The 20,577-nt window shown below is 75.1% G+C and carries 20 protein-coding genes; 7 read left to right on the forward strand and 13 right to left on the reverse strand.

Annotated elements, in window-relative coordinates; translation table 11 throughout:
* Window positions 1-213: 213 nt before the first annotated feature.
* Window positions 214-414, forward strand: a complete 201-nt coding sequence (locus ACI79O_RS19210) for a hypothetical protein (protein WP_456892814.1) — start codon at window positions 214-216, stop codon at window positions 412-414.
* Between the two features lie 66 nt (window positions 415-480).
* On the opposite strand, the gene ACI79O_RS19215 is transcribed toward ACI79O_RS19210, so the two are convergent.
* The 5 genes from ACI79O_RS19215 to ACI79O_RS19235 form a co-directional block, all read right to left on the reverse strand.
* Window positions 481-1,989 carry a class I adenylate-forming enzyme family protein gene (locus tag ACI79O_RS19215; RefSeq protein ID WP_456892812.1) on the reverse strand — a complete coding sequence of 503 codons (1,509 nt, stop codon included), beginning with the start codon at window positions 1,987-1,989 and terminating at the stop codon, window positions 481-483.
* Window positions 1,989-2,966: a phosphotriesterase family protein gene (locus tag ACI79O_RS19220; RefSeq protein WP_456914950.1), complete on the reverse strand. Its 978-nt coding sequence runs from the start codon at window positions 2,964-2,966 to the stop codon at window positions 1,989-1,991. Before ACI79O_RS19220 ends, ACI79O_RS19215 begins: the two co-directional genes overlap by 1 nt.
* Before the next feature lie 97 nt (window positions 2,967-3,063).
* On the reverse strand, window positions 3,064-4,593 hold the full coding sequence (gene mftG / locus ACI79O_RS19225; RefSeq protein ID WP_456914940.1) for a mycofactocin dehydrogenase MftG: 1,530 nt from the start codon (window positions 4,591-4,593) through the stop codon (window positions 3,064-3,066).
* Entirely contained in the window at window positions 4,590-5,900 is a 1,311-nt protein-coding gene (locus ACI79O_RS19230) for a class I adenylate-forming enzyme family protein (RefSeq protein WP_456892808.1), read from the reverse strand. Before ACI79O_RS19230 ends, mftG begins: the two co-directional genes overlap by 4 nt.
* Window positions 5,897-6,763 (reverse strand): MBL fold metallo-hydrolase, encoded by an 867-nt coding sequence (locus ACI79O_RS19235; RefSeq protein WP_456914941.1) that lies wholly within the window; start codon window positions 6,761-6,763, stop codon window positions 5,897-5,899. Before ACI79O_RS19235 ends, ACI79O_RS19230 begins: the two co-directional genes overlap by 4 nt.
* Window positions 6,764-6,822: 59 nt before the next feature.
* Between ACI79O_RS19235 and ACI79O_RS19240 the strand changes: the two genes are divergently transcribed.
* Window positions 6,823-7,368, forward strand: a complete 546-nt coding sequence (locus ACI79O_RS19240) for a hypothetical protein (RefSeq protein ID WP_456873804.1) — start codon at window positions 6,823-6,825, stop codon at window positions 7,366-7,368.
* 83 nt (window positions 7,369-7,451) lie between these two features.
* Here the strand turns inward: ACI79O_RS19240 and ACI79O_RS19245 are convergent, their stop codons facing one another.
* Window positions 7,452-8,837, reverse strand: a complete 1,386-nt coding sequence (locus ACI79O_RS19245) for a M23 family metallopeptidase (protein ID WP_456892804.1) — start codon at window positions 8,835-8,837, stop codon at window positions 7,452-7,454.
* Window positions 8,838-9,057: 220 nt separating this feature from the next.
* Here ACI79O_RS19245 and ACI79O_RS19250 point away from each other — a divergent pair, with 220 nt between their 5' ends.
* Together ACI79O_RS19250 and ACI79O_RS19255 are read left to right on the forward strand one after the other, a co-directional pair.
* The gene (locus tag ACI79O_RS19250; RefSeq protein ID WP_456892802.1) at window positions 9,058-10,122 is read left to right on the forward strand and encodes a Glu/Leu/Phe/Val family dehydrogenase; all 1,065 of its coding nucleotides are present in this window, start codon (window positions 9,058-9,060) and stop codon (window positions 10,120-10,122) included.
* Window positions 10,123-10,317: 195 nt separating this feature from the next.
* A complete protein-coding gene (locus ACI79O_RS19255; protein WP_456873801.1) occupies window positions 10,318-10,536 on the forward strand; it encodes a DUF3073 domain-containing protein in 219 nt (72 codons plus the stop codon).
* Window positions 10,537-10,625: 89 nt separating this feature from the next.
* Here the strand turns inward: ACI79O_RS19255 and purM are convergent, their stop codons facing one another.
* A complete protein-coding gene (purM, locus tag ACI79O_RS19260) occupies window positions 10,626-11,678 on the reverse strand; it encodes a phosphoribosylformylglycinamidine cyclo-ligase (RefSeq protein ID WP_456914942.1) in 1,053 nt (350 codons plus the stop codon).
* On the reverse strand, window positions 11,675-13,207 hold the full coding sequence (gene purF, locus ACI79O_RS19265) for an amidophosphoribosyltransferase (RefSeq protein WP_456873799.1): 1,533 nt from the start codon (window positions 13,205-13,207) through the stop codon (window positions 11,675-11,677). Before purF ends, purM begins: the two co-directional genes overlap by 4 nt.
* 170 nt (window positions 13,208-13,377) lie before the next feature.
* Here purF and ACI79O_RS19270 point away from each other — a divergent pair, with 170 nt between their 5' ends.
* A complete protein-coding gene (locus ACI79O_RS19270; protein ID WP_456914943.1) occupies window positions 13,378-13,701 on the forward strand; it encodes a hypothetical protein in 324 nt (107 codons plus the stop codon).
* Between the two features lie 18 nt (window positions 13,702-13,719).
* Here ACI79O_RS19270 and ACI79O_RS19275 read toward each other — a convergent pair whose 3' ends face one another.
* Together ACI79O_RS19275 and ACI79O_RS19280 are read right to left on the reverse strand one after the other, a co-directional pair.
* Window positions 13,720-14,328 carry an MBL fold metallo-hydrolase gene (locus tag ACI79O_RS19275; RefSeq protein WP_456914944.1) on the reverse strand — a complete coding sequence of 203 codons (609 nt, stop codon included), beginning with the start codon at window positions 14,326-14,328 and terminating at the stop codon, window positions 13,720-13,722.
* Window positions 14,328-15,413 carry an S-(hydroxymethyl)mycothiol dehydrogenase gene (locus ACI79O_RS19280; protein WP_456914945.1) on the reverse strand — a complete coding sequence of 362 codons (1,086 nt, stop codon included), beginning with the start codon at window positions 15,411-15,413 and terminating at the stop codon, window positions 14,328-14,330. The genes ACI79O_RS19275 and ACI79O_RS19280 overlap by 1 nt, the downstream gene beginning before the upstream one ends.
* Window positions 15,414-15,557: 144 nt before the next feature.
* Between ACI79O_RS19280 and ACI79O_RS19285 the strand changes: the two genes are divergently transcribed.
* Both ACI79O_RS19285 and ACI79O_RS19290 read left to right on the forward strand, forming a co-directional pair.
* Window positions 15,558-16,976, forward strand: coding sequence for an L-lactate MFS transporter (locus ACI79O_RS19285; protein WP_456892794.1), 1,419 nt, complete (start codon window positions 15,558-15,560; stop codon window positions 16,974-16,976).
* Complete coding sequence (locus ACI79O_RS19290; RefSeq protein WP_456873794.1) at window positions 16,973-17,131, forward strand: MFS transporter small subunit; 159 nt, start codon at window positions 16,973-16,975, stop codon at window positions 17,129-17,131. The genes ACI79O_RS19285 and ACI79O_RS19290 overlap by 4 nt, the downstream gene beginning before the upstream one ends.
* Before the next feature lie 34 nt (window positions 17,132-17,165).
* Here the strand turns inward: ACI79O_RS19290 and ACI79O_RS19295 are convergent, their stop codons facing one another.
* The 3 genes from ACI79O_RS19295 to purQ are packed head-to-tail and all read right to left on the reverse strand — an operon-like array spanning window position 17,166 to window position 20,568.
* The gene (locus tag ACI79O_RS19295) at window positions 17,166-17,555 is read right to left on the reverse strand and encodes a sterol carrier family protein (protein WP_456892792.1); all 390 of its coding nucleotides are present in this window, start codon (window positions 17,553-17,555) and stop codon (window positions 17,166-17,168) included.
* Window positions 17,555-19,900 (reverse strand): phosphoribosylformylglycinamidine synthase subunit PurL, encoded by a 2,346-nt coding sequence (gene purL, locus ACI79O_RS19300; RefSeq protein WP_456892790.1) that lies wholly within the window; start codon window positions 19,898-19,900, stop codon window positions 17,555-17,557. The genes ACI79O_RS19295 and purL overlap by 1 nt, the downstream gene beginning before the upstream one ends.
* Entirely contained in the window at window positions 19,897-20,568 is a 672-nt protein-coding gene (purQ, locus tag ACI79O_RS19305) for a phosphoribosylformylglycinamidine synthase subunit PurQ (protein ID WP_456873791.1), read from the reverse strand. The genes purL and purQ overlap by 4 nt, the downstream gene beginning before the upstream one ends.
* Between the last annotated feature and the right edge of the window lie 9 nt (window positions 20,569-20,577).

The following is a 20,577-nucleotide window of genomic DNA, read 5'->3' on the forward strand; positions in this document are numbered from 1 at the left end:
CCCCCCCCCCCCCCCCCCCCCCCCCCCCCCCCCCCCCCCCCCCCCCCCCCCCCCCCCCCCCCCCCCCCCCCCCCCCCCCCCCCCCCCCCCCCCCCCCCACGACCCGACGCTCCGGCGGGGGACGCGCGTTGGGCAGGACCTGCCGGAGTCCGCCGGCATGTCCGTCGTTCCTTGCCCTGTGGTCCGGACCGGTCCGCTGCCTACCGTCTGTGAGTGCTCACGACGCTCCTGGTCATCGGCGGGGTCCTCCTCGGCCTCCTGGTCCTGCTCGCCCTGATCGTCAGCCTGAGCGCCCGGCCCGCCACCCGCAGCGACCGCCCCGCCGGCTGGGTCGCCGACGCCGGCCGGCCGCACCCCGACGCGTGGTCGCCCCTGACCGGTACGACCACCTCGGAGATCCCGACGGTCCGCTGACCGTCCCCGACCCGCCGTCCCGGCGGCTGCGGCCAGCGCGCCGCCGGGACGCGGCGGTCACCCCGTTCAGCGGGGCACCGGCTCCCAGGAGGTCTCCCGGCGCAGCACCGGCTTGAGCACCTTGCCGCCCGGGTTGCGCGGCAGCACCGCCGAGCGCACGGACACGAACTGCGGCACCTTGAAGTCGGCCAGGTGCGCCCGGGCGTGGGCCAGCACCGCGCCGACGTCGAGTTCGGTGCCCGGCAGGGGCACGACGACGGCGCCGACCTTCTCCCCCATCACCGGGTCGGGGACGCCCACCACCGCCACCTCGAAGACCCCCGGCGCGGCCGCGAGGGCGTTCTCGACCTCGACGCAGTACACGTTCTCGCCGCCCCGGTTGATCATGTCCTTGGCGCGGTCGACGACGTAGGTGAGGCCCTCGTCGTCGATCCGCGCGAGGTCGCCGGAGTGCAGCCAGCCGCCCGCGAACGCCTCCGCGGTGGCCTCGGGCTTCCCCCAGTAGCCCTGCACCACGTTCGCCCCGCGGATGAGCAGCTCCCCGACCCCGGTCTCCGGGTCGGGATCGGCCAGCCGCAGGTCGACCACCGGCGCCGGGAAGCCCACCGAGTCGGCGTGGGCGTCGGCGTACTCGTGCGGCAGGAAGGTGGAGATCGACGAGGTCTCCGACAGGCCGAAGCCGTTGCCCACCCGCGCCGCGGGGAACGCCCGCTTGATCCGCTGCACCAGGTCGGGGGCGATCGGCGCGCCGCCGTAGGTGGTGTACCGGACACCGCTCACGTCGACGTCGGCGAAACCCGCCGAGCTGATGGCGAGCCAGTACACCGCGGGCACCGAGGTGAGCACGGCGATCCGCTCCTCGGGCACGGCCCGCAGGAACCGGCCGACCTCGAAGGCCGGCATCACCACCGCCGCGGCGCCGCTCTCCAGCGCGACCAGCAGCTGGCTGTTGCAGCCGGTGACGTGGAACAGCGGCACGCTGACCAGGTTGCGCAGCGACGGGTCGTGCCCGGCCAGGCCGACCACGCGGCGGGCGTTCTCGGTGTTGGTCAGGAAGTTCTCGTGGCTGGTCATGGCGCCCTTGGGGAAGCCGGTGGTCCCCGAGGTGTAGAAGATCGCCGCCAGGTCCGAGCGGTCCAGTCCCTCCTCGGCGCACGGCGCGCCCTCGGGCAGCGGGGTGCCGGGCGCCAGGACGACGCGGGCGCCGCTGTCGTCGACGACGTAGCGCGCCTCGTCCTCGGTGAACCGGGTGTTGACCGGCACGGCCACGCCCCCGGCCAGCAGCGTGCCGAAGAAGCCCAGCACCCAGTCGGCGCCGTTGCCCAGCCGGATCGCCACCCGGTCGCCGCGGCCGACGCCGGCCTCGCGCAGCCCGCCGGCGACCCGCGCGGCGCCGTCCCACAGCTCCCGGAAGGTCAGCCGCGGCCCGTCGAGCTCGACGACGGCCTCGCCGTCGGGGTCCCGCTCGACCGACGCGCGCAGCATCGCCACGACAGAGTCCGGCACCCCGGTGTAGTGCTTGACGCCCGCGGCGTCACGCTCGATCCCGCTCTCGTCGAAGGGGGACGCGGCCATCAGTACACCCCGGTCTCCTCGAAGTACCGCCGCGGGACGTCGACGAGCATGGTGGTGATCTGCTCCTCGGTCACGCCGTGCTCGCGCAGGTAGGGCAGCACGTCCTCGTGGATGTGCGTGTAGTGCCACTGCGGCAGCAGGGCCATCACGCCGGGGTCCAGCCAGTCGATGTAGCAGGAGGCGTCCTGCGAGAGCACCATCTGGCCCGCGAAGCCGCGGCGGCACATCTCCACGACGATGTCGGCGCGCGCCTCGAACGTGGTGTCCAGGTTGATCCCGAACCGGTCCATGCCGAGCACGAAGCCGGCCTCGGCGAGCTCGGTGAGGTGGTCGGCGTCGGTGGTGTCGCCGCTGTGGCCGAGGACGACCCGGCGGGGGTCCACGCCCTCGTCGTCGAGCACCTTCTGCACCGCGAGACCGGTGCGGCTGCCCGGGTGGGTGTGCACGGTGATCGGGGTGCCGGTGGCGCGGTGCGCCTTCGCGACGGCGCGCATGACCCGCTCGACACCCGACGTCATGCCCTGGTGGTGGATCGCGCACTTGAGCAGGCCGGCGCGCACGCCGGTGTTCGCGATCCCCTCGGTGATGTCGCCGACGAACATGTCGACCATCGGGTCGGGCACCTCGGTGCCCAGGGCCTCGTTGAGCGCCGGGCCGCGGTGGTGGAAGAAGAACGGGACGTCGTCGTAGGTGTAGCAGCCGGTGGCCACGACGATGTTGAGGTCGACCTGCTCGGCGATCCGCTGGATGCGGGGGATGTAGCGGCCCAGCCCGATGACGGTCGGGTCGACGATGGTCCGCACCCCCGTCGAGGTCAGCTTGGTCAGCTTCTGCACCGCGTCGGCGACCCGGTCGTCCTCGCTGCCCCACTCGTCGGGGTAGTTCTGCTGGATCTCGGCGTCGAGCACGAACACGTGCTCGTGCATGAGCGTCTGGCCGAGCTCGGCGGTGTCGACGGGACCGCGGACGGTCTGCACCTGGGGCAACGGGCTCTCCTGCCGGTCGGGCCGCCGGGCGCCGGTGCCGGGCGGGCACGGCGACGCTATCGGTGCCGTGACCCGGATCGCACGGCGGTCAAGCCGGCGCCGTCACCAGCTCGGCGGCGCGCTCCCCGACCAGCACCGCGGTCGCCGCCGGGCCGCGGGTCGGCACCTCGGGCAGCACGGACGTGTCGGCCACCCGCAGCCCCGCGACACCGCGCACGCGCAGGTGCTGGTCGACGACGGCCCCGGGATCGCCGTCGGGGCCCATCCGCGCCCCGCCGGCGAGGTGGATCGCCGTCGCGAGGTGCGCGGCGATCCAGCCGTCGAGGGCGCGGTCGTCGGCGAGGACGTCGTCGTCCGGCCCGGGGCGATCGGAGACCAGCGGCGCCAGGGCCGGCGTCCGCAGCAGGCCGTCGGCCAGGCGCACCGCCTCGCGCAGCCGCCGCCGGTCGGCGGCGGTCGCGAGGTAGCGGTGCTCGATGCGCGGCGCCGCGGCGGGGTCGGCCGAGAGCAGTGACAGCCGGCCGCGGCTCTCCTCCCGGTACAGCCCGGCGCTCAGCGACAGCGTGCGGGCGTCCCCGCCGCTGCCGGGGACCACCACACCCCAGGGCCGCAGCCAGGGCAGCACCTCGAGGTCACCGGGCACCGGCGAGTCCGACGAGGTGGCGTTGAGGACGCCGTGCAGCGGCAGCGGCCAGTCGCCCGCCGGCAGGCCGGTGACGGGCACCCAGGGCAGGTGGACCAGCGGGTGGTCGCTGAGGTCGGCGCCCACCTCCGGCAGGTCGGCGACGACGTCGATCCCAAGCGCCCGCAGCTCGGCGGCCGGCCCGATGCCCGACAGCAGCAGCAGGTGCGGCGAACCCACGGCGCCGGCCGCGAGCACCACCTCGGCCGCCCGCACCGGCCCGGCGTCGGTGTCGACCCCCACGGCGCGGCTGCGCTCCACCAGCACCCGCCGCACCCGGACCCCGCCCCGCACGGTCAGCCGCGGGGAGCCGCGCCGGGGGGAGAGGTAGGCCATCGCGGTGTTGACGCGCGTGCCGCCGTCGACGGTCAGGGGCACCGGTCCGTACCCGGGCGGGCCGCCGGCGTTCTTGTCCGGCTCCGCGGGGACGCCGAGCTCGGCGGCCGCGGCGGCGAACGCGTCGGCCAGCGGCGACCGGCCGGTGGGCCGGGTGACCGGCACCGGCCCGCCGCTGCCGTGCCCGGGCCGGTGGCCGTACTGCCGGTCGTCCTCGAGCCGGCACCAGGCCGGCAGCGTGGCCTCCAGGCTCCACAGGTCGTTGCCCGCGGCGGCCCACCCGGCGTGGTCGGCGGGCGTGGCCCGGACGAAGTAGCCGCCGTTGACGGCGCTGGACCCGCCGACCACCCGCCCGCGGGGCAGCGGGGCGCGCACGCCGGGGGTCAGCTCGGTGGTCAGCGACCAGCTGGCCGGGTGCCCGGGGACGGCGGCGCGCAGCGTGGCGGCGTCGCGCAGGTCCGGCGGGAAGTCGGCGGGCCGGGCGTGGTCGGCGCCCGCCTCGAGCAGCAGGACCGACCGGCCGGCGTCGGCGAGGCGGGCGGCCAGCGCGCAGCCGGCCGAGCCCGCGCCGACCACGACGACGTCGGCCTCCCCGGTCACAGGCCCAGGACCCCCGGCAGGTCCAGCCGGCGCACCTTGCCGGTGGAGGTGCGCGGGAGCTCCCCCACCCGGTGCAGGCTCTTGGGCCGCTTGGCCGGGGCCAACCGCTCCCGCGCCCAGGCGCCGACTTCGGCCGGCTCGGCGCTGCCCACGTAGGCCGCGACCACCCGTTGGCCCCACTCCTCGTCGGCGACGCCGACCACCGCGCTCTCCACCACGTCCGGGTGCGCGTCGAGGACCGCCTCCACCTCGGCCGGGTAGACGTTCACCCCGCCGGAGATGACCAGGTCCTCGCGGCGGCCGTCGAGCCACACGGTGCCGTCGGGATCGACGCGTCCGAGGTCGCCGACGGTCACCCGGTCGCCCCGCCAGGCCGCCGCCGTCTTCTCCGGTGCCCGCCAGTACTCGAACCGCGCCCAGCGCGGGACGGCGCACCACAGCTGCCCGCGGTCGTCGGTCTCCAGCCGCCGGCCCGGGCGGGCCCGGCCCACGCTGCCGGGGTGCGCGAGCCAGTCCTCCGGGGAGCAGACGGTGAACTGCGCCTCCGTGGAGCCGTAGAACTCCCACACGGAGCCCGCCGGGAGCGCGCCGAGCACCACCCGCTTCAGCGGCTCGGGGCAGGGCGCACCGGCGTGCACGAGCCGGCGGAACGAGGACCAGTCGACGTCGTCGCGGGCCAGCAGCCGGCGCAGGTGCGTGGGCACGCAGAACGTCGTCGTCGGGGCGTGGCGGCCGATCGCCGCGGCGACCCGGGCGGCGTCGAACGGTCCGGGCAGCAGCACCTCGCCGCCGGCCAACAGGGTGGAGACGGCGAAGCGCAGCGGCGCGGAGTGGTGCAGCGGCGAGAGGACCAGGTGCCGGTCGGTGAGGGCAAAGCCCCACAGGTCGATCTCCTCGGCGGCCAGGGCGCGCGCGTCGGCGTCGTCCAGGACGCCGGACCACACGCCCTTGCGCCGCCCGGTGGTCCCCGACGTGTAGTGCATCGGCCGGGCCAGCGGCACGTCGGCGAGGTCCGCACCGTCCCGGCCGGCGAGCAGCCGGCCGGGCTCGTCCCCGACGTCGAGGGCCGGGTCGGCGTCGGCGGCCAGCGCCGCCCGCTCGGCCTGCGGCAGCGCCGGGTCGAGCACCACGGGCACGATCCCGGTCCGCAGCGCCCCCAGGACGACGGCGAGCAGGGCCGGCGACGACGCGGCCGACACCAGGAGCCGGTCACCGGCGCGCAGGCCGGCCGAGCGCAGCGCCGCCGCGGCGCGCCGCTGGTCACGCTCGCTGTCGGCGGCCCGGACGACCGCGACGCCCGCGGTCACGGCAGCGTGACGCGGTCGCCGTCGACGACGACGTGCCCGTCCGCGGCGAGCTTGGCCAGCGTGGCGCGGGTCGACTGTGCCGCCGCCGGCCACAGCTCCCGCGGCACCCCCGCGTAGACGTCGGCCACGAGCGCGTCGACCGTGCCGGCGCCGCGCACCAGCGCCGCGAGCAGCTGCGCCTCCCGGAACGCGCGGTGGGCGCGGTAGTAGTCGAGGACGGCGCCCGGGTCCTCGGTCAGCTCGGGGCCGTGCCCGCAGTACAGCGCGCTGGGGCCGAGGTCGTGCACCCGGCGCAGCGACTCCAGGTAGGCCACCACGTCCCCCTCGGGGTGGGTGACCACCGAGGTGCCGCGGCCGAGCACGTGGTCGCCGACCAGCACCGCGCCGGACTCCAGCCGGAAGGCCAGGTGGTCGGCGGTGTGCCCGGGCGTGGGCACGACCCCGAGGACGGTGCCGGCCAGGCGCAGCCGCTCGCCCGCCTCGAGCACCCGACCGCGGGGTCCGGCCACGGCCGGGTCGGCCGCGCCCACCTGCGCGCCGAGCCGGGCGCCCCACGGCTGCGCGGCCTCGGCGTGGTCGACGTGGTGGTGGGTGACGAGGACGGCCACGCAGCGGGCGTCGCGGGCGGCCAGCGCCGCCTCCACCGCGGCCAGGTGGGCGGGGTCGTCGGGCCCGGGGTCGACCAGGACCGCCTGCCTGCTGCCGGGTGCGCCGACGACGTAGGTGTTGGTGCCGTCGAGGGTCATCCCCGAGGGGTTGGGCGCCAGCACCCGGGTGACCAGCGGCTCCAGCTCCGCCGTCCGGGGCAGCGAACCGGGGCGGGGGAGGTCCCACGTGACACGGGGGTCTGCCGGGGCGCGCACGTCCGGCACGGTAGCCGCGCGGCGGGGCGGGCCGCCCGCCCGGCGGCTAGCCTCGCCGCATGCGTTCCCTGACGTCCCGCTCCCGCTCCGCGCTGGTCGCCGCGGCTGCCGCCGTCCTGCTCACCTCCTGCAGCGGAGGAGGGTCCGAGGGCGAGGAGGCCGCGGAGTCCACCAGCGCCGACACCAGCTCGTCGAGCGCGTCGTCGTCCTCGCCGTCCCCGAGCGAGACCAGCAGCCCGGCCCCGACCACGAGCGACGACCCCGCCGTCGCCGAGTTCTGCGCCCAGGCCGCCGAGTTCAACGAGCTGGGCAACCAGCTCGGCGCCGCCACGCCCGAGCAGCTGCCGCCCCTGCTGCAGCAGGCCGCCGGCGCGTTCGACGCCGTCCAGCCGCCGGCGGAGATCGCCTCGTCGTGGCAGGTCGTGGGCGACGCCGTGCAGACCTTCGCCGACCAGGCCGGCTCGATCGACATCAGCACCCCCGAGGGCCAGGCCCAGCTGCAGACGGCCGCCCAGGAGTTCGTCGGCGTGGCCAACGGCCCCGACGGCACCGCCGTCCAGCAGTTCACGCAGGCCAACTGCACCGCGGCCGCCCCCACGAGCTAGGCGGGGACCTCCGCAGGAGGCCCGGACGACGAACGGCCCGTCCCCCGCACACGCGGGGGACGGGCCGTCGTCGTCCGTGCGGGTCAGCAGCCGCTGATGCTCACCCCGCGGGCCCGCAGCCACGGCACCGGGTCGACCTGGCCGCCGTACATGGCACCCGACGGGTGGACCTCGAAGTGCAGGTGCGGCCCGGTGGACTGGCCACGGTTGCCGACCTCGGCGATGAGCTCCCCGGCGACCACCCGCTCACCGGCCTGGACGTACTCGGTGTTGACGTGGCCGTACACGGTGACCGCGCCGTCGGAGCCGCGGATGTAGACGGCCAGGCCGAAGCCGGTCGCCGGGCCGGTGCGGACCACGGTGCCGGAGGTCGCGGCGTAGATGGGCGTGCCGATCGGGGCGGCGATGTCGACGCCGCCGTGCAGCACGCCCCAGCGCATGCCGTAGCAGCTCGACGTGCGCCCGGAGGTGGGCTTGACGTAGCCCGACCCGCTGACCGGGGCGCTGCTGCCGGCCGAGGCCGAGGACGAGGACGAGGACGAGGTCGGCGCCGGAGCGGCGGCCGCGGCGGCCGCGGCGGCGCGGGCGGCCGCGGCCGCGGCAGCGGCCTCCTCCGCGGCACGGGCCGCAGCCGCGGCGGCCGCGGCCTCCTCGGCCTCCTTCTGCCGCTGCCACTCGGCGTAGGCGTCCCGCGCCCCCTGCAGCTCCAGCAGCCGGATCTGGGCGTCCTGCAACTGCTGGTCGAGGGCGGCCTTGTTCGCCTCGGCGGCCGCGACCGCCTGCTGCTGCGCGGCCAGCTGCGCGTCGGCGGCGGCCTTGGCGGCGGCCGCCTCCTCCTCCGCGGCGGCCATCTGGTCGCGGGTGACCCGGGCCGAGGACTCGGCGTTGGCCTGCCGGACACGGGCGATCTCGAGTTCCTCGAGCACGTCGACCTGCGTGTCGGCGACGTAGTCGAGCATCGCGGCCCGCTGGATCAGCTCACCCGGGCCGGCGGAGTCCAGCAGCGCGGCCGCGGTGGTGAGGGTGGACCCGTTCATGTAGCTGTCGTGCGCGAAGCCGCCGATGCGGGCGATCGCGGCGTCGACGGCGGCGGCCGCGGCCGTGAGGTCGGCAGCCGCCTGGTCCGCGGCTGCCTGTGCCAGCGCCAGGGCCTCCTCGGCGGCCAGGTAGGCGGTGCCGGCGGCCTCGGCCTGCACGCCGAGCCGCTCGAGCTCGGTCTGGGCGAGGGCGACCTCGGCCTGCAACCGGCCGACCTCGGCCGCGGCGGCGTCCTGCGCGGCCTGCGCGCCGGTGATCTCCTCGTCGGTCGGGTTGGGCGGCGGTGGCGGCACGGCCGACGCCGGCCCGGCGGTCCCGAGCAGGACCACGCCGGTGAGCAGTGCGGCCAGCACGGCGCGGGCCGGCCGGCGGTGCGTGCGGGCCGTGGCGGGGCGACGGGGAGGTCGCCGGCCGGGTCGGCACTGCAGCATCGAGCGCTCCCTGGAGCAGAGGGGGGCAGGTGGGCCGGGCCAGCGTCGCACCAGCCACAGCGTGTCACGGAGGCAACACGCGGCACGGGAGTCACACCGTGACCGCGCCGGGGGGTCACCGCCTTTCCGTCACACGACTTGTCGACAACGGGAAGGGGAACCTTGAGATACTGAGTCCGGCGTCACGTCCGGCCGGAGCTGCACTCTAGGCTCGGCGGACGTGGACGTCCTCGCCTCCGGCACCGAACAGGTGGTCTTCTGCTCCGATCCGGCCTCGGGCCTGCGGGCGGTGATCGCGATCCACTCCACCGCGCTGGGCCCGGCCCTGGGCGGCACCCGGTTCCACCCCTACGCCAGCGAGGACGAGGCGGTCGCCGACGCGCTGCGGCTGGCCCGGGCGATGTCGTACAAGAACAGCCTCGCCGGGCTCGACCTCGGCGGGGGCAAGGCCGTGGTCATCGGAGACCCCCGCACCGACAAGACTGAGCCGCTGCTGCGCGCCTACGGCCGGTTCGTCGAGTCCCTGGGCGGTCGGTACCTGACCGCCTGCGACGTCGGCACCACCAACGCCGACCTCGACCTGGTGGCCCGCGAGACGCGATTCGCCCACGGCCGCTCCGAGGTCTACGGGGGCTGCGGTGACTCCTCGGTGCTCACCGCCTTCGGCGTCTTCCAGGGCATGCGCGCGGCCGCGCAGCACCGCTGGGGCACCGCGTCGCTGGCCGGGCGCACGGTCGCCGTCGCCGGCGTCGGCAAGGTGGGCAGCTGGCTGGTCGACCGGCTGGTCAACGACGGCGCCGACGTCGTGGTCACCGACGTCGACACCGCCGCCGTCGAACGGGTGCTCGCCCGGCACCCCGGGGTCGACGCCGTCTCCGACACCGCCACGCTGGTGAGCACGCCGGCCGACGTGTACGCGCCGTGCGCGCTCGGCGGCGCCCTCGACGACGAGACGGTGGCCGTGCTGGCCGCGGAGATCGTCTGCGGCGGCGCCAACAACCAGCTGGCGCACGAGGGCATCCCCGACCAGCTGACCAAGCGCGGGATCCTCTACGCCCCCGACTACCTGGTGAACGCCGGCGGCGTCATCCAGGTCGAGGACGAGCGGCACGGCTTCTCCTTCGCGCGCGCCGAGGCCAAGGCGGCCGGCATCTTCGACGTCGCCCTGCGGGTCTTCGAGACCGCCGAGGCCGAGGGCGTCTCCCCGGCCGTGGCCGCCGACCGGCTGGCCGAGGAGCGCATCCGTGCGGTGGGCCGGCTGGCCACCATCCGCCTCCCCCGCTGACCGCGGCGGACCCGCTGCGACCGGGGCGTGGCCATCACCACGCCCCGGTCGGGGGACGGCGGGGGGAGGACCCGTGCCCGCGCCCGTCTCGTGTCGTAGTCTTGGTCAAGACACAGTCACTCAGTCGGGGTCGCCACGCGGGCCGTCCAGCCCGTGAGCTGGGCTCCCGTTCTCCGTTATGAGGGGGTCGAGCCGATGGGGCGCGGCCGAGCGAAGGCCAAGCAGACACGCGTGGCCCGTGAGCTCAAGTACAGCTCACCGAACACCGACCTCTCCGCGCTGCAGCGCGAGCTGGCCGGTTCTCCGTCGACGTACACCGCTCCGGCGGCCAAGGACGACGACGAGGACGACGACGAGTACACCGACCGCTGGGCGGACGACGACGCCGACGACGACTGGGCGGCCAGTCGCTGACGGTCGGCTGACCGCCGGTCCCCTGAGCACGCCGCACCGCTGAGCGCCACGCACCGTCGTCCTGCGAGGGACGGCGGTGCGTGCCGTCCTCACTGGTAGCGGCCCACCAGGCGTGTGCCGGTGCCTCCGGTGCGCACGGTCCCGGCCACCCACGCCGGCACGCCGCGCTCGGTGAGCAGGGCGACGGCGCGGTCGGCGGCCCTGGCCGCGACGACGGCGACCATGCCCACGCCGCAGTTGAACGCGCGCTCGGACTCCGTCCGCGGCACGCCGTGCTCCTCGAGCAGCGACACGGCCGCGGGCAGCGCCCAGGTGCCGCGGTCGAGCACGGCCTCCAGCCCGTCAGGTACGACCCGCGCGGTGTTGCCGGCCAGGCCTCCGCCGGTGACGTGCGCGAGGGCGTGCACGCCGTCGACACCGAGCTCGGCCACGAGCGCCAGGCAGTCGAGCGCGTAGATGCGGGTGGGCTCGAGCAGCACGTCGCCCAGCGGGCGGTCCAGGCCGGCCGGGGTGGCGCCGAGGTCGAGACCGGCGGCGGCGACCACGCGGCGGACCAGCGAGTAGCCGTTGGAGTGGAAGCCGCTGGCGGCCATCGCCACCACGGCGTCGCCGTCGCCGACCCGCTCGGGACCCAGCACCGCGTCGGCCTCGACGACGCCGACCGCGGTGGCGGCCAGGTCGTACTCGTCGGGGTCCATGAGGTCGCCGTGCTCGGCGGTCTCCCCGCCCACCAGCGAGGCGCCGGCCTGCTCGCAGCCGGCCGCGATGCCGGTGACGATCGCGGCGATGCGCTCGGGGACGACCTTCCCGCAGGCCACGTAGTCCTGCAGGAACAGCGGCTCGGCGCCGCAGGCCACCAGGTCGTCGACGACCATCGCGACCAGGTCGATGCCCACGGTGTCGTGCCGGTCCAACTGCCGCGCCAGCGCGATCTTCGTGCCGACGCCGTCGGTGGAGGAGGCCAGCAGCGGCCGCCGGTAGCGGGCGGTGTCGAGCGCGAACAGCCCGGCGAAGCCACCGAGGCCGCCCACGACCTCGGGACGCCGGGTCCGCTCGACCGCCGTCCGCATGAGGGTGACGGCGCGCTCACCCGCGTCGATGTCGACGCCGGACGCGGCGTAGGTGAACTCGCCCCCGCTCACGGACGGCGCAGGGCCTCGTCGGCGCCGCCGGCCACCGTGGGGCTGCCGGCCTGCCGGCCGGTCCACCCGCTGACCGCGCGCTGGTCGTCGACCCGGCGCTCGATCCCCTCGAGCACGTGCTTGCCCAGCCCGCCCGTCTCGGCCAGCGGGATCGGGTACTCGCCGGTGAAGCAGGCGGTGCACAGCCGGGTGGCCGGCTGCTCGGTCGCGGTGATCAGCCCCTGCTCGGAGACGTAGCCGAGGGAGTCGGCGTTGATCGAGGCGCGCACGCCGTCGACGTCGAGGCCGTTGGCGACCAGCTCGGCGCGGCTGGCGAAGTCGATGCCGTAGAAACAGGGCCACTTCACCGGCGGGCTGGAGATCCGGACGTGCACCTCGACCGCGCCGGCCTCGCGGAGCATGCGGATCAGCGCGCGCTGGGTGTTCCCGCGCACGATCGAGTCGTCGACGACGACCAGCCGCTTGCCGCGGATGACGTCGCGCAGCGGGTTGAGCTTCAGGCGGATGCCCAGCTGCCGGATGGTCTGGCTGGGCTGGATGAACGTGCGCCCGACGTAGGAGTTCTTGACCAGGCCCAGCCCGTAGGGGATGCCGCTGGCCTCGGCGTACCCGACGGCGGCCGGGGTGCCGGACTCCGGGACCGGGATCACCAGGTCGGCGTCGGCCGGGTGCTCCTTCGCCAGCCGGCGGCCGATCTCGACCCGGGCGGCGTGCACGCTGCGGCCGCCGATCGTGGTGTCGGGGCGGGCGAGGTAGACGTACTCGAACACGCAGCCCTTGGGCTCGGCGACGGCGAAGTGCTGGCTGCGCAGCCCGTTCTCGTCGATGGCGAGCAGCTCGCCGGGCTCGACCTCGCGGACGACGGAGGCACCCACGATGTCGAGGGCCGCGGTCTCGCTGGCGACCACCCAGCCACGCTCGAGCCGGCCGAGCACCAGCGGGCGGACGCCCTGCGGGTCACGGGCGGCGTAGAGGGTGTCCTCGTCCATGAAGGTGAGGCTGAAGGCGCCGCGCAGCTGTGGGAGCACCTCCATGGCCGCTGCCTCGACGCTCATGTCGGGTCGGGCGGCGATGAGCGAGGTGACCAGGTCGGAGTCGGTGCTGGCGGTGAAGGCGCCGGGGACGCCGGCGTCGGCCGCCCTGCTCGCCAGCTCGGCGGTGTTGACCAGGTTGCCGTTGTGGCACAGCGCCAGGCCGGTGCCGGCGTCGGTGGTGCGGAACGTCGGCTGGGCGTTCTCCCAGGTGGAGGAGCCGGTGGTGGAGTACCGGGTGTGGCCGACGGCGAGGTGGCCGCGCAGGCTGCCCAGCGTCGACTCGTCGAACACCTGGCTGACCAGCCCGAGGTCCTTGTAGACGACGACCGACGCGCCGTCGGAGACCGCGATGCCCGCCGCCTCCTGACCGCGGTGCTGGAGCGCGTAGAGACCGAAGTAGGTCAGCTTGGCGACCTCCTCCCCCGGCGCCCAGACGCCGAAGACACCGCAGGCGTCCTGGGGTCCGGGGGCGTGGGGGTCGAGGGCCTGCGTCAAGCGTCCGTCACCGCGAGGCACCCCATGAGCCTACGCGCGACCCCAGGGGCACCCGCCGATCGCGCCGTGACCGTGACCACCCCCGCGGGGTCCGCCCAGGTCGGCCCGCCGGTGGAACCCGAGCCCGTTTCGGCGCGTTGACCCTCGGCACGCACCAGAGAGGATCAGACATGAGCAGCGACCGGCCCGACCCGGCTGAGTTCCTCGAGATGGCCCAGCGGATGCTGCGCGGGCTGTTCGAGCAGTCCCGCGGCGACGACGACCCCTGGGCGCGGGCCACCGAGCGGGGCCCGTCCTCGTGGGAGCGCCGCCGTGAGCCCACCGCCGAGGAGCGGCGCGAGAACCTCACGTTCGCGCTGGCCACCCGCGCCGTCGAGGCGCTCGAGGACCTCGCCTTGAACGTGGCGGCGATCCGCCAGCGGCTGGAGCGGTCGTCGGCCCCGGACGACCGGCCCGGCGAGGAGAGCGCGACGCGGGACGCCGACCCCGCGTGACCGCCGTCCGGCGCCGTCCTACCGGACGGTGCCGAGCTCGGCGGAGATGCGGGTGTCCTCGCCGTGGCCGGTGTGCACCACGGTGTCGCCGTGCAGGGTCAGCAGCTTGCTGCGGATCGACCGCACGATGGTCGGGTGGTCGCTGAAGCTGCGCCCCGTCGCGCCCGGCCCGCCGGAGAAGAGCGTGTCGCCGGTGAAGACGGCGGCCAGGTCGGGTGCGTGCAGGCAGGTGCTGCCCGGCGAGTGACCGGGGGTGTGCAGCGCGGTCAGCGACGTGCCGGCCACCCGGAACCGGGTGCCCTCGGCGAGGTCCTCGTCGGGGGTGGCGTCGGGGTGCACCATCTCCCACAGCATCCGGTCGGCGGGGTGGAACCAGATCGGCGCGCCGGTGGCCGCCCGGAGGTCGACCGCCGCCGTGATGTGGTCGTTGTGCCCGTGCGTGAGCACGATCGCGGTCACCCGCCGCCCGCCGACCGCCTCGACGATCGGCTCGACCCGGTGCGGCGCGTCGATCACGAGCACCTCGTCGTCGTCGCCGACCAGCCAGACGTTGTTGTCGACGTCGAAGTCCTGCCCGTCGAGGCTGAACACCCCGCTGACCACGGCCTTCTCGATGCGGGCGGTCATCAGAGCACCACCACGCTGCGCAGCACCTCGCCCTTGTGCATCTTCTCGAAGGCGGCCTCGACGTCGTCGAGGCCGATGGTCTCGGTGACGAAGTCGGCCAGCGGGAAGCGGCCCTGCCGGTGCAGGTCGGCCAGCATCGGGAAGTCGCGGCTGGGCAGGCAGTCGCCGTACCAGGAGGACTTCAGCGCCCCACCGCGGCCGAACAGCTCGATCATCGGCAGGGTCAGCTGCATGTCCGGCGTCGGGACCCCGACGAGGACGACGCGGCCGGCGAGGTCGCGGGCGTAGAAGGCCTGCTCGAACACCTCCGGACGGCCGACGGCGTCGATGGCGACGTCGACGCCGAACCCGCCGGTGTACCCCTTGATCGCCTCGACGGCGTCGGTGGACCGCGAGTTGACGGTGTGGGTGGCGCCGAACTGCTTCGCCCACTCCAGCTTCCGGTCGTCGACGTCGACGGCGACGATCGTCGTCGCCCCGGCCAGCCTCGCCCCGGCGATGGCGGCGTCGCCGACGCCGCCGCAGCCGAAGACGGCGACGGACTCGCCGCGCTGCACGCCGCCGGTGTTGATCGCGGCGCCGACGCCGGCCATCACGCCGCAGCCGAGCAGCCCCGCGGCGGTGGCGGGGGTCCCGGGGTCGACCTTCGTGCACTGCCCGGAGTGGACCAGCGTCTTCTCCACGAACGCGCCGATGCCCAGCGCCGGCGACAGCTCGGTGCCGTCGGTCAGGGTCATCTTCTGCGCCGCGTTGTGCGTGTCGAAGCAGTAGTGCACCTGGCCCTTGAGGCAGGCGCGGCACTGCCCGCACACCGCGCGCCAGTTCAGGACCACGAAGTCGCCGACCGCGACGTTGGTGACGCCCTCGCCGACGGCCGCCACGGTCCCGGCGGCCTCGTGGCCGAGCAGGAACGGGTACTCGTCGTTGATGCCGCCCTCGCGGTAGTGCAGGTCGGTGTGGCACACCCCGCAGGCCTGCACGTCGACCACCGCCTCCCCGGGCCCGGGATCGGGCACGACGACCGTCTCGACGCTCACCGGAGCACCCTTGCTGCGGGCGACCACGCCCCTCACCTCGTAGGCCATGCGCTGACCCTACGGGCGCCGCCGTCGGCCCCGCTCCCGCTGGTCAGGACCTGCTCGACGCGCGGGTTCCGGGACACCGACGTAGCGTTCTCGACTGGTCAGGACCCGTGCGGGGCCGGCCGTCCCGACCGAGCGGAGGTCACCGTGGCGCTACCCGGCTTCCTGCGGCGTGAGCGGATCGTCGCCCGCCCCGGCTTCAACCGCTGGCTCATCCCGCCGGCGGCGCTGGCGGTGCACCTGTGCATCGGCCAGGCGTACGCCACGAGCGTCTACAAGACCGCCCTGGTCGAGGACTTCCAGACCACGCAGACCGCGATCGGGATCGTCTTCTCGATCGCCATCGTGATGCTGGGCCTGTCGGCCGCGCTGTTCGGGACGTGGGTGGACCGCAACGGCCCGCGGGCGGCGATGTTCACCGCGGCCTGCCTCTGGGTCACCGGCTTCCTCGTGGGCGGGCTGGGCATCGAGACCCGCCAGCTGTGGCTGCTCTACCTGGGCTACGGCGTCATCGGCGGCATCGGCCTGGGCATCGGCTACATCTCGCCGGTCTCCACGCTGATCAAGTGGTTCCCCGACCGCCCGGGCCTGGCCACCGGCATGGCGATCATGGGCTTCGGCGGTGGCGCGCTCGTCGCCTCGCCGCTGTCCCGGCAGCTGATGAGCTGGTACGACCCCTCCTACGACCCCAGCACGCAGGGCTCGGTGCCCAACGGGGGCGCGGTGGCCGCGCTGTTCTTCACCTTCGCCGCCGTCTACCTGGTCTTCATGATGTTCGGCGCCTTCCTGGTGCGGGTGCCCGCCGAGGGCTGGAAGCCGGCCGGTTTCGACCCGTCGACGATCAAGCAGAAGGCGCTGGTCACCACCGAGAGCGTGTCGGCGAGGAACGCGGTCAAGACGCCGCAGTTCTGGCTGCTGTGGACGGTGCTGTTCTGCAACGTCACCGCGGGCATCGGGATCCTCGAGCAGGCCGCCCCGATGATCCAGGACTTCTTCCGCACCGGCGACACCTCGACGGTCGCCGCGACCGCCGCGGCCGGCTTCGTCGGCGTCCTGTCGCTGTTCAACATGGCCGGCCGGTTCGTGTGGTCCTCGACGTCGGACTACATCGGCCGCAAGCCGATCTACATGGTCTACCTCGGCGTCGGCCTGGTGCTCTACGTCGCGCTGGCCACCATCGGCAGCAGCGCCACCTGGGTGTTCGTGCTGCTCGCCGCGGTGATCATCTCGTTCTACGGCGGCGGTTTCGCCACCATCCCGGCGTACCTGCGCGACCTGTTCGGCACCTACCAGGTGGGTGCCATCCACGGCCGGCTGCTCACCGCGTGGTCGGCCGCCGGCGTCGCCGGGCCGCTCATCGTCAACAGCGTCCTCGACACCCAGGGCGAGCCGGGCAGCCTGGTCGCCGCCAACTACCGGCCGGCGCTGTTCATCATGGTCGGCCTGCTCGCCATCGGGTTCGTCGCCAACCTGCTGGTGCGCCCGGTGGCCAGCAAGTGGCACGAGCCCCGGCACGCCGACAGCCCCGCCACTGCCTCGACCCGCGAACGGAGCACCGTCCGATGAGCACGTCGATCTCGAGCGAGCAGTCCGCCGGTGACCAGCGGCCGGTGCACACCCCGGTCGGGCTGATCGCGTTCGCCTGGACGCTGGTCGGCGTCCCGCTCGCCTACGGCCTGTTCCAGACCGTGAAGACCGCGCTCACGCTCTTCACCGGCTGAGGCCCTCCGTGCACTTCCGCGGAAGGGCACGGGCTCAGGACCGGCGCAGGGGCGGCAGCGGCAGGTGCGCCGACAGGTCGGCGCGGTTGCCGCTGGCGCTGACCGCGCCGCTGTCCACGGCGTCGGCCCAGGTCGTCTCCCCCGTGGCCAGCCGCAGCCAGGTCGCCGCGTCGGTCTCGACGACGTTGGGCGGCGTCCCGCGGGTGTGCCGCGGTCCCGGCACGAGCTGGACGGCGACGTGCGGCGGCACCCGCAGTTCCACCGACCGGCCCGGCACCTGCTGGGCCAGCCAGCGCGCGCTGGTCTTCACCGCCGCGCCGAGCACCGGCCGGGCCGGCTGGTCGGCCTCGCCGACCAGCCACGGGCGGACGGCGTCGACGGCGGCGCGCAGCTCGTCGGCGGGGATCGGCTGCCGGCCGGGCATCAGCTCGTGGGGACGGTGCCCGCCGGCACGGTGCCCACGGTGGCCTCGGGCGTGCCGAACAGCGCGGGCAGGGTGGCCGTCCAGGCGGCGCGCAGCTCGGCCAGCGGCAGCTCGGCGACGCCGTCGACGGTGAGCGCGTCCCCGCCGGTGGTGCCGAGCTCGGTCACGGTCACCCCGGCCCACTCGGCGGTGGCGCGCACCGCCTCGGGGTCGGTCGTGGTGACGACGGCCCGGGCGCCGGACTCGCTGAACAGGGCGGTGAACGGGTCGTCGCCGAGCGCCAGCCGGGCGCCCACGCCGTACCGCAGCGCCGACTCGGCCAGCGCCTGCGCCAGGCCGCCGTCGGCGAGGTCGTGCGCGGAGCCGACCAGGCCCTCCCGGCCCAGCGCCCCGAGCACCTCACCCAGCGTCCGCTCGGCCTCGAGGTCGACCGCGGGCGGGCGGCCGCCGAGGTGGCCGTGGGCCACGGACGCCCAGGCCGACCCGCCGAACTCCGGCCGGGTCCGGCCCAGCAGCAGCACGGTCTCGCCGTCGGCCCGCCAGCCGGTGGGCACGCGGTGGCGGACGTCGTCGTGCACGCCGAGCACCCCGATGACCGGCGTCGGGTCGATGGCGACGTCGCCGGTCTGGTTGTAGAGGCTGACGTTGCCGCCGGTGACCGGCAGGCCCAGGTCGCGGCAGGCGTCGGCGAGGCCGCGGACGGCCTCGGCGAACTGCCACATGACCTCGGGCTCCTCCGGGGAGCCGAAGTTCAGGCAGTTGGTGACCGCCAGCGGGCGGGCGCCGGTGACGGCGACGTTGCGGTAGGCCTCGGCGAGGTTGAGCTGCGCGCCGGTGTAGGGGTCGAGGCGGGCGAAGCGGGCGTTGCCGTCGAGGCTCAGCGCGATGCCGCGGTGGGTGTCCTCGTCGATCCGGACGACGCCGGCGTCGTCGGGCTGGGCCAGCACGGTGTTGCCGCGCACGTAGCGGTCGTACTGCTCGGTGACCCACGTCTTGTCCGCGCCGTCGGGACGGGCGACGAGCGCCAGCCAGTGCGCGGCCAGCTCCTCCGGCGTGGCCGGCCGGGGCAGCGCGCCGGGGTCGTCGGCGTGCAGGTCGTCGAGGTCGGCGGGGCGCCGCATCGGCCGCTCGTAGACCGGGCCCTCGTGGGCGACGGTGCGCGGCGGGACGTCGACGATGCGCTCGCCGTGCCAGTCGACGGTGAGCCGGTCGCCGTCGGTGACCTCACCGATGACGGTGGCGAGCACGTCCCACCGCTCGCAGACGGCGAGGAAGTCGGCGACCTTCGCCGGCTCGACGATCGCGCACATGCGCTCCTGCGACTCGCTCATCAGGATCTCGGCCGGCGTCAGGGTGCTGTCGCGCAGCGGGACGCGGTCGAGGTCGACGTGCATGCCGCCGGTGCCGGCGCTGGCCAGCTCCGACGTCGCGCAGGACAGTCCGGCGCCGCCGAGGTCCTGGATCCCGGTGACCAGGTCGGCCGCGAAGATCTCCAGGCACGCCTCGATGAGCAGCTTCTCGGTGAACGGGTCGCCGACCTGCACGCTCGGGCGCTTGGCGGGGCCCTCCTCGTCGAAGGTCTCGCTGGCCAGCACGCTGACGCCGCCGATGCCGTCACCGCCGGTGCGGGCGCCGAACAGGACGACCTTGTTGCCGACGCCCTCGGCCTTGGCCAGCCGCACGTCCTCGTGCCGCATGACGCCGACGCACAGGGCGTTGACCAGCGGATTCCCGGCGTAGCAGTCGTCGAAGAGCAGCTCGCCGCCGATGTTGGGCAGCCCGAGGCAGTTGCCGTAGCCGCCGACGCCGGCGACGACGCCGGGCAGCACGCGGGCGGTGTCGGGTGCGTCGGCCGGGCCGAACCGCAGCGAGTCCATGACCGCCACCGGCCGCGCGCCCATGGTGAGGATGTCGCGGACGATCCCGCCGACGCCGGTGGCCGCGCCCTGGTAGGGCTCGACGTAGCTGGGGTGGTTGTGGCTCTCGACCTTGAAGGTGACCGCGTAACCGTCGCCGACGTCGACCACGCCGGCGTTCTCGCCGATGCCGACGAGCAGGTGCTCGCCGCGGGGCAGGTCGCCGAAGCGGCGCAGGTGCACCTTCGAGCTCTTGTAGGAGCAGTGCTCGCTCCACATGACCGAGTACATGGCCAGCTCGGCGGTGGTGGGGCGGCGGCCGAGGATGTCGCGGATGCGGGCGTACTCGTCGCTCTTCAGTCCCAGCTCGGCGTAGGGCTGCTCGAGGTCGGGCGAGCTCTGCGCGAGCGCGACGGTGTCGAGCCGGTGCGACAGCGGCCCGGGGCCGGTGTCGAGGTCGGAGAGGCCCGCGGTGGCCGACTCGGTCATGCGCCGACGACCGCCTTCAGGACGCTGGTGAAGAAGCCGAGCCCGTCGGTCGACGGCCCGGTGAGCTCCTCGACGGCGTGCTCGGGGTGGGGCATCAGCCCGACCACCCGGCCGTCGTCACTGGTGACACCGGCGATGTCGCGCAGGCTGCCGTTGGGGTTGCCGCCGACGTAGCGCACCGCGACCCGGCCCTCGCCCTCCAGTCGCTCGAGGTCGGCCGGGGCGGCGACGTAGCGGCCCTCACCGTTCTTGACCGGCACCACGATCTCCTGGCCGGACGCGTAGTCCGAGGTCCACGCGGTGTCGGCCCGCTCGATGCGCAGCCGCTGGTCCCGGTTGCGGAAGTGCAGGTGGCTGTTGCGGGTGAGCGCGCCCGGCAGCAGGCCCGCCTCGCACAGCACCTGGAAGCCGTTGCATATGCCGAGCACCGGGAGGCCGCTCCTCGCGGCCTGCACGACGTCCTGCACCAGCGGCGACCGGGCGGCGATCGCGCCGGCGCGCAGGTAGTCGCCGTAGGAGAACCCGCCGGGGAGGACGACGGCGTCGACGTCCCTCAGGTCGTGGTCGGCGTGCCAGAGGGAGACCGGCTCGGCTCCGGCGAGGCGCACCGCGCGGGCGGCGTCGACGTCGTCCAGGGAGCCCGGGAAGGTGATGACACCGATGCGCACGGGGGTCCT

The organism is Geodermatophilus sp. SYSU D00696 (assembly GCF_054050235.1).